This window comes from Candidatus Woesearchaeota archaeon (assembly GCA_018303425.1).
Taxonomy (GTDB): Archaea; Nanobdellota; Nanobdellia; order Woesearchaeales; family JAGVYF01; genus JAGVYF01.
In genome coordinates, this window is the sequence record JAGVYF010000017.1 from 1 (window position 1) to 7,583 (window position 7,583).

Below are 7,583 nucleotides of genomic sequence, written 5' to 3' on the forward strand. Positions count from 1 at the left end.
TATTATAAAAAGATATATAAATCATAATATTATAAAAAGATATATAAATCATAAAATATTAAAATATAATATAAATAATATCTATATTTTATAAATAATAAAAATAGATAGAATAGGGGAATATTTTGGAAAAAAGGGTGGTAGAAGAGAATCGCTTATACATTTTTGTAGTAATCCTGCTATTTCTATTTATGATTACATTTAATTCTTTAGAAGTATTTGCTGCTCAAGTTACTGCTTCTTTTACAACTGCCAATGAATTGCCTGCTAATTCTTCCGGTATGGCGATTCAAGATGGATTTACAAATCCAAAACAATGTTCCGGTGGTTCAAGTTTTGATATATTTTCTGATGATTTGAACATGACTACCCATATGTTAAATGCCACAATCCAATGGGATGAGGGAACCGATCCTAATGGTCAAAGTATAAAAACATTTGTTTGTGTTGCAAAAGCTAGAGGTTCCATCGATTTATTAACTAAAAAAAATGAATCAGGCAATACTAAATGCACTGTTTTAAATGCTTGGAGCGAGGATAAATCTGTTGATAATAACAATACAGGCGTAATCTTAAACGTAAATTTTACTTCAACACTTGCAGTAGATTATAATGGTACTTATCACAATTATTACGGCGCATTGATGGCATGGGACGGAACTTATGGTGATGCTAACAGATCAAGTATTGTGCTTTTTAATTTTACAATTCTAAATAAATTTCCAACAGCTGCTTCTGCTTTAAGTCCGACTTCAACCCATGATAGCACTCCGGATTTATCCTGGAGCCCGGCAACTGATGCAGATGACGGTTCTGCGCCAGATGAATGTCCTGCGGATAATATCTCACAGTACACTGCAAAAATTGGAGATTCCGCATATGGCGGGACTGATAGATTGAATACCGCTGTTTCTACAAATGCATATACTTGGATAGCAACTGCGCTGCCTTATAATGATACGATCGTTAGTGGTTCGACAAGTGGTTCATTTTATGCCAGAATAAATGCATCAGATGGGCATACTGGCACAATTGGTCCTAATTATGATGTACTTTTATCATTAACAAATGATATTCCAAGCACAGCTTCAAGTTTATTCTTGAACTTAACTTCCGGTTTACTTAATTCACATAGTCAGGGGCCGCGGATGAATTGGACAGCATCAACTGATACAGATGCTGATACTGTTACATATAATATTTCAGCCAGTACTGCCGGTGCAACCGGCCCGTACACATTGCTTTATAGCAATACAACAACAACGGCCTATGAAGTAAATTTCTTTGGAAAAAAGATTCCATGGGGCAATATTGTAAATGAAGGTAACTGGACCAATAAAACTGTCTATATAAGAATTTATGCTTATGACGATAAACAATCCACACTAAATGAGGGGGCCTATGATGTAACTATTCAATTAACTAATAGGCTGCCGACTCCGCCGACTGCGTTTAATACGACCACAACCCATGATCCAACTCCAAATGTAGCATGGACCGCAGCTACAGATGCGGATGGTGATACGATTTATTATTTATTAAAAGTTGGGGCCACAGATTATGGTGATAAAGAATATTCCCATGTAACAAAAACAGCTCTAAGCGAAACAATACAAAACAGCACAATACCTTGGGGTGTTGCAGGACAAGCAACAGGCTGGAACAATAACACAGTTTATATAAGTTTAATGTCATTTAACACTTTTAATACTAATAACTATACCAGCGCATATTTAAATCAAACAATGCAGCTTACTGATTTTTTACCAAACGTAACTAAGTTGCAATTAAGCGATACTGTTACAGGGTATGGAGATTGTACTAATTCAGTTTGTACTTTAAATCCATTGTCTTACGCAAATATTACTCTTGCAACAATTTTAGATATTGAAGACAAAGAACAGGACTGCAACAATATTACGCCAATTTTATACCTTTGTTTAAATTCTACAGCGTTAACAGGATGCGGTAATAATCTTAATGCAAACTTTTCATGGGCAGTTGACAGCGTACAAACTTTAACTGAAAGCTGCAGATTTACATTTAGTGCGAACATTACCGGTGTTAATAATACCCCTTCATTTTTTATTCCTTCTGGGAATTATAAATACCATGTAAATGTTTCAGGTTTATCCGGTAATGTTAGAGATAAAGATTATGGTAGAAATGCTACCTGGGTGTACGGAACATTATCCTCTGTAAACTATACTGGCGCAGTTACACTTGGTGGCGCAACAATTACATTAGGTTCGTGGAGTTCTGGGAATAATCTTTATTTAATGACTAATCATGGTAATAATATTGTAGATATCAGATGGAATACTACTTATTTAGGTCAAGCAGGCAACTTAATTAATTGGACTCCGGATGGTTCAGATTTCCAAATAGATGATGATAACTCGCAATCTGCAGAAACTTCAGGGAAGATTTATCCCGGAAATTTAACTGCAAATGATATTTATTTCAATCACAGCACCGGTTTAGAAAGGTGTGTTTCATGGGCATGCAGCAGTGCTGCATATAATGAAACAATGGATACATATTACCATATTATGCCTCCCTTAGGTTTGCCTTCAGGAACATATTCCGGTACAATAACTTATAATGTTAATACCCATAATAGTTAAAAATGAAAAGAGGTAATTAAAATGAAAAAAATAATATCAGTATTTATTGCATTCCTTTTAGTTTTACAAATAGTTTCCGCATGGGGCCTTACTCATCCCCAGCCGGGCAATTTGCAGTTGTTGAGGGGAGAAGAAGCGCGTTTTTGGGTTACAATTGATGCTGTGCAAAGTAAAAATGATATGGTATGTAAATTGCAAATGATTAGTGATAGTGAAGTTGAATTTTTATTTGATGTTCAAGAAGAGAGTAGTGAAATTATAATTCCGAAGGGTACGGCTAAAGCATTATACGGCACAGTTTCTTCAAATGATGCCGCTTCATATAAAATGCATAGTTTTCAATTTTGTCCGGATTGTAAAGAAATAGTTACGCAGGAAGAAGGTGTCACTGGTGTGCAAGGAAAATACTGCGTTCCTTTTAATGTTGAAGTTGCAGATAGCAGAACCCGGGAAAATCCTCAAGAACAAATTCCGCCAAAACCTGTTGATTACTTTTGGTATTATGTTGCAGGGATTAGTATAACATTAATTGTATTAATAGCAATATTATTTTTCTTAGTACGGAAATTAGATCATCAAAAATCCGTCACATTAAAGAAATCTAAGGCAAAACCTAAAAAAAAGAGGTAAGCCTCTTTTTTTCTTTTTGTCAAAATCAGTATGGGGACTATCTGTCAATACGCAAGAAATGGCAAAGCCATTTCTGTGCTTAGAATTAAATATTTTTTGGGACGGAAGCATGCTAGTATTAAAATATGAGATTTTGAATATTATCAGAACCTATAAGGTTCTGAGACTTTGCTCATCCCCTGCCTTATTTTAAGCATATGTCAGAATCTTTGATTCTGAGTACGTTCGGACATAGTCCGACGGTCGGAATTTCAACATTATAAATGTTTCGTTACTAATCAGTGATAACCCTGCTTTTTCTAAAATCCGTTATTATGTTCCGGGGCAGTGAATTGACTGAATAACTACGGTAGAGAAAGCGTTGTTGCAGCTTAGTAACAGCTGTGCTTCCTAAGGAGAAACTTAAGGCGTTGCACTCAAAAAGCAGGATAACTAGCCTGCATTTTTTTATTTTTTTGATAGATACCACTCACCACTGGACAAGTTGACGCAAACTTTATATATCTGGATATTTACGCTTATATAAACATAAATAAGGTGATTCGGTGGGAGATACAAAACTTATAAGCGGAACAGCAGCAGCCGTAATAATTGGATTTGGTGCAATTATCTATTCTTTCTTCGGGAAAGATCCATTTGGCACAAAAGTTGTAATCTTCCTGATTGGATGCCTTTTCGCATGGTTAGGGCTTAGGTTTTCAAAGGGATAAAAAATGGCAAAAAAAGTTATATCTCTCAGTGTTGATGAGCATGTTCATGATGAGTATAAAACTATCTGTGAGAAAAAAGGATTAATTGTATCAAGACAATTTGAAAATCTTATGATTGACGAGATAAAAAAGAGCAAGGAGAGTAAAAATTAAGATGGCACCTAATGTAATAAGGGCGATTCTGAACATTGCATCATATAAAAATAATGATCTTAAAAGTTATGCTTCCACATATCTAATCAGAATAAATGCAGTAGGTGAGCAATTAGAATTTTACATAAAGGACGCAATTGCAACTTCTTTTAAGCTCCCACAGGATAAAAAGCAAGAAGCCTACTCTAAAGCTTTTGCATGGCTTGGAAACCAAAACCATCCACCAGATTTAATAATCAAGAACGGGGATGCTTTTGAGATAAAGAAGATAGAAAGCCTGAAAAGTGCACTGGCACTAAATAGTTCGCCTCCAAAAAACAAGCTTTCCTCTAAGGATATAAGGATAACTGCCGACTGCAAAAAATGTGATGGCGGAGATTGGAAAGAAAAGGAATTATTCTATGTTATAGGAAATGCAAAAGGAGGCACGGTAAATTATCTCTTTTTTGTGCATGGAACTTGCTATGCTGCAGACCATGCAGTATATGAAAAAGTCCATAACCCTATCAAAAAGGAAATTGATTCTGTTCTTGACTCTCTTGGATTAGAGAAAGGAGAAACTGTTGAACTTGGAAAAGTCAAAAGAGTTGATCCACTGGGCATAACTGAGCTGCGAATACGAGGAATGTGGAGCATAGATAATCCAATTGAAGTTTTTGAGGATATCTGCAAGCTTGGGGACAATAGATTCCACCTCTTCGCACTTCTAAGAAAGGAAAAATACTTATCATATCCTAAGGAAGATATTAAAGAGATAGAATCTAACAAAGAGATTTCTGTTAAAGACGTTAAAATCAAAGACCCGAATAATCCCGCAAAAATATTGGAGGCGAAGCTTATAACCTTCGTGATAAGATGAAGATTGCATCATTCTTTTCAGGAGCTGGAGGCTTGGATTTAGGGTTTACCAATGCAGGATTTGATATTGTTTTTGCTAATGATAATTGGGATGGCTGCGGGGAAACTTTTGAAAAGAACCACAATCTAAAAATAAATAAAAAATCAATAACTGATATATCACCTGATGAGATTCCTGATGTAATTGGCTTCATCGGGGGGCCACCGTGCCAAAGCTGGAGCTTAGCAGGAGCAATGAGGGGAATTAAAGACTCGAGAGGGCAGTTATTCTATAATTATATAAATTTAATAAAAGAAAAAAAACCATTATTTTTCCTAGCTGAAAATGTTGCAGGAATCCTATCTCCCACACATTTAGCCGAATTTGCAAAGATTGTTGAAGCTTTCAAAAAAATAGGGTACAATGTAACATACAAATTACTTGATGCACAAGATTATGGTGTCCCTCAAGAAAGAAAAAGAGTTATAATCATCGGGTATCATGAGAAATTAGGGAAAAAATTTGAGTTTCCAGAGCCACAAGCAAAAAAGCTAAAATTGAAAGACGCTATAGGCGATTTGCCAGAACCAGTTTCTGCCAAAGAAAAAAATAAAACAAACAAAAACTTGCCTGTTTCCAATCACGAGTATATGAACGGCGGATTTTCAACAATATATATGTCAAGAAATAGGGTTCGAACATGGGATGAGCCGTCATTCACTATCCAAGCAGGAGGAAGGCATGCACCTTTACATCCTCAAGCCCCAAAGATGAAATTTATCGAGCAAAACAAAAGAGAATTTATATCAGGAAAAGAACACCTTTACAGAAGATTATCTGTGAGGGAATGTGCAAGAATCCAAACATTTCCAGATGATTTCATTTTTTATTATAACGATGTTGCAGACGGATACAAAATGATAGGGAACGCTGTTCCTGTCAAGTTTGCCGAAGCGATTGCAAAAAAAATACTCATTGATTTGAAAGGGCTTAATGCTAAAAACAAGGTAATGGCATGGACAGAATCACAAAAGAAAAAAGAAGCAGAATTATGTCCAGTATCAGGTCAGTAAATACTTCTGTTGAAATAAAGTTCAGAAAACTGCTTTTTGCCAACGGATTAAGGGGCTACAGAAATCATTATCTAAATATCATGTCGGAACATATGAAAATAGATTTGGAACTTATAGGAAATCGCTTGAAAAATTTGTAATTTATATTAATGAAGAGGAGACTTCTTCGGAAGAACTTGTCGAACAGAAAGATAAAAATGAAAATGGCTGACATAAGACAAAACGAAACATTAACTGGAGATTACGTTTTATAGTTATGAAAAGAGATAATTTTAAATGTAAAAATTGTGGAAGATCTCCCGCAATAGATATGAGTCTAATTCTTCATGTTGACCATATTAAAGCATTGGCTAATGGTGGAGAAACAGTTCTTGAAAATTTACAAACACTTTGTTCTAAATGTAATATCGGAAAGAGTGATTTAGAATAAATTCTCAAAATATTTATCTGTCACATTTTCGAAACAACATTCTTGAATTGCTCAGACTTAAGACAAATGGAATTCCGATGTTTTAAAACAATACTTTTATATATTCTCATAATATACTACTATTTATTCTATTATGTAAGTATAATTTGGATATTTATTAGATAATTACTTACAAAATAGTATTATTTTAATACAAAATAGTATAAATGGTTAAAAAAAGAGACGGACTTGAGAAAGATTTAGATATTATATTTAGTTCTGATTCTGCAGTATTAATACCCAAGTTGCAATTAACAAAATATCCTAAAGAAGCGCTTTCTCAGTTTATAGAGCTTCTGCAAAAAGATTACCGGCTTTCTAAAGAAGATATAGATTCAATTTTGAACAAAAATGCTGAAGACATACCCATTTCCATATTTAATAATAATAGATTAACGGCATTTGAAGCCGTTGTTAAATTTTTAAGAGAAAATAATGCTCTAACTTTTGAAGCCATTGGCAATCAGTTGAAAAGGGCAAAAAGCACAATTGCTGTTACATATGAGAGAGCTAAAGGTAAATTAAAAAAAGAGTTTATTATTAAATCAAATGATCAATATATACCAATTAGAGAATTACAAGATCGTAAATTTTCAATTTTAGAATCCATTTCTGTCTTTTTAAAAAATAACGCATTATCAAACAATGAAATAGCGAATTTGCTTAATCGTGACAATAGAACAATTTGGACTGTAATTAATCGGGCAAATAAAAAAATAAAAAATGAAAAGAAATTATAAATTTACGGACAGGGTAATTTGGAAAGAGCTTTTAATAGTTTCTTTGCTCTTGTCTGTATTTTTCGTTTCGGTTTATCTCGGCCCTAATATTACAGGTAATGTAATAAATACCGGAGTCTGGATACCTATTGAGGATTCTAACTATATCAATAATACTGCACTGTTTAGCAATTCAATTAATTCTTCACTGGTTTATAATCTTTCAGGAGAAGTAATTTTAACTTACCAGACTCGTGACGACTTCGGTATGCTGGATGTTTACATAGATGGGGCTTTAGCAGACACGATTGATCTGTACTCTTCTATAACTAAATACAATGTTCAAAGAACCTATAATGTTGGT

The 7,583-nt window shown here is 34.2% G+C and carries 10 protein-coding genes; all 10 read left to right on the forward strand.

Annotation, left to right across the window (positions count from 1 at the left end; all coding sequences use genetic code 11):
- The first annotated feature begins 191 nt into the window (after positions 1-191).
- Positions 192-2,627 carry a hypothetical protein gene (locus tag J4418_02915; GenBank protein ID MBS3113006.1) on the forward strand — a complete coding sequence of 812 codons (2,436 nt, stop codon included), beginning with the start codon at positions 192-194 and terminating at the stop codon, positions 2,625-2,627.
- Between the two features lie 21 nt (positions 2,628-2,648).
- On the forward strand, positions 2,649-3,257 hold the full coding sequence (locus J4418_02920; protein ID MBS3113007.1) for a hypothetical protein: 609 nt from the start codon (positions 2,649-2,651) through the stop codon (positions 3,255-3,257).
- A 545-nt stretch (positions 3,258-3,802) separates the two neighbouring features.
- Complete coding sequence (locus J4418_02925; GenBank protein ID MBS3113008.1) at positions 3,803-3,967, forward strand: hypothetical protein; 165 nt, start codon at positions 3,803-3,805, stop codon at positions 3,965-3,967.
- A 3-nt stretch (positions 3,968-3,970) separates the two neighbouring features.
- The gene (locus J4418_02930; GenBank protein MBS3113009.1) at positions 3,971-4,120 is read left to right on the forward strand and encodes a hypothetical protein; all 150 of its coding nucleotides are present in this window, start codon (positions 3,971-3,973) and stop codon (positions 4,118-4,120) included.
- Position 4,121: 1 nt separating this feature from the next.
- A complete protein-coding gene (locus J4418_02935; protein ID MBS3113010.1) occupies positions 4,122-4,979 on the forward strand; it encodes an NgoPII family restriction endonuclease in 858 nt (285 codons plus the stop codon).
- Positions 4,976-6,031, forward strand: coding sequence for a DNA cytosine methyltransferase (locus J4418_02940; GenBank protein ID MBS3113011.1), 1,056 nt, complete (start codon positions 4,976-4,978; stop codon positions 6,029-6,031). The genes J4418_02935 and J4418_02940 overlap by 4 nt, the downstream gene beginning before the upstream one ends.
- Complete coding sequence (locus tag J4418_02945) at positions 5,974-6,171, forward strand: hypothetical protein (GenBank protein MBS3113012.1); 198 nt, start codon at positions 5,974-5,976, stop codon at positions 6,169-6,171. The genes J4418_02940 and J4418_02945 overlap by 58 nt, the downstream gene beginning before the upstream one ends.
- 116 nt (positions 6,172-6,287) lie before the next feature.
- A complete protein-coding gene (locus J4418_02950) occupies positions 6,288-6,461 on the forward strand; it encodes an HNH endonuclease (GenBank protein ID MBS3113013.1) in 174 nt (57 codons plus the stop codon).
- 206 nt (positions 6,462-6,667) lie between these two features.
- The gene (locus J4418_02955) at positions 6,668-7,240 is read left to right on the forward strand and encodes a hypothetical protein (GenBank protein ID MBS3113014.1); all 573 of its coding nucleotides are present in this window, start codon (positions 6,668-6,670) and stop codon (positions 7,238-7,240) included.
- Positions 7,224-7,583: hypothetical protein (locus J4418_02960; GenBank protein MBS3113015.1), on the forward strand; the 360-nt coding region annotated here is incomplete at its 3' end. The genes J4418_02955 and J4418_02960, both read left to right, overlap by 17 nt.

What these genes read in the sequence shown, in the direction of transcription:
- J4418_02915 (MBS3113006.1), top strand. Translation starts at nt 192, where the DNA reads ATGATTACATTTAATTCTTTAGAAGTATTTGCTGCTCAAGTTACTGCT.
- J4418_02920 (MBS3113007.1), top strand. Translation starts at nt 2,649, where the DNA reads ATGAAAAAAATAATATCAGTATTTATTGCATTCCTTTTAGTTTTACAA.
- J4418_02930 (MBS3113009.1), top strand. Translation starts at nt 3,971, where the DNA reads ATGGCAAAAAAAGTTATATCTCTCAGTGTTGATGAGCATGTTCATGAT.
- J4418_02935 (MBS3113010.1), top strand. Translation starts at nt 4,122, where the DNA reads ATGGCACCTAATGTAATAAGGGCGATTCTGAACATTGCATCATATAAA.
- J4418_02940 (MBS3113011.1), top strand. Translation starts at nt 4,976, where the DNA reads ATGAAGATTGCATCATTCTTTTCAGGAGCTGGAGGCTTGGATTTAGGG.
- J4418_02945 (MBS3113012.1), top strand. Translation starts at nt 5,974, where the DNA reads ATGGACAGAATCACAAAAGAAAAAAGAAGCAGAATTATGTCCAGTATC.
- J4418_02950 (MBS3113013.1), top strand. Translation starts at nt 6,288, where the DNA reads ATGAAAAGAGATAATTTTAAATGTAAAAATTGTGGAAGATCTCCCGCA.
- J4418_02955 (MBS3113014.1), top strand. Translation starts at nt 6,668, where the DNA reads ATGGTTAAAAAAAGAGACGGACTTGAGAAAGATTTAGATATTATATTT.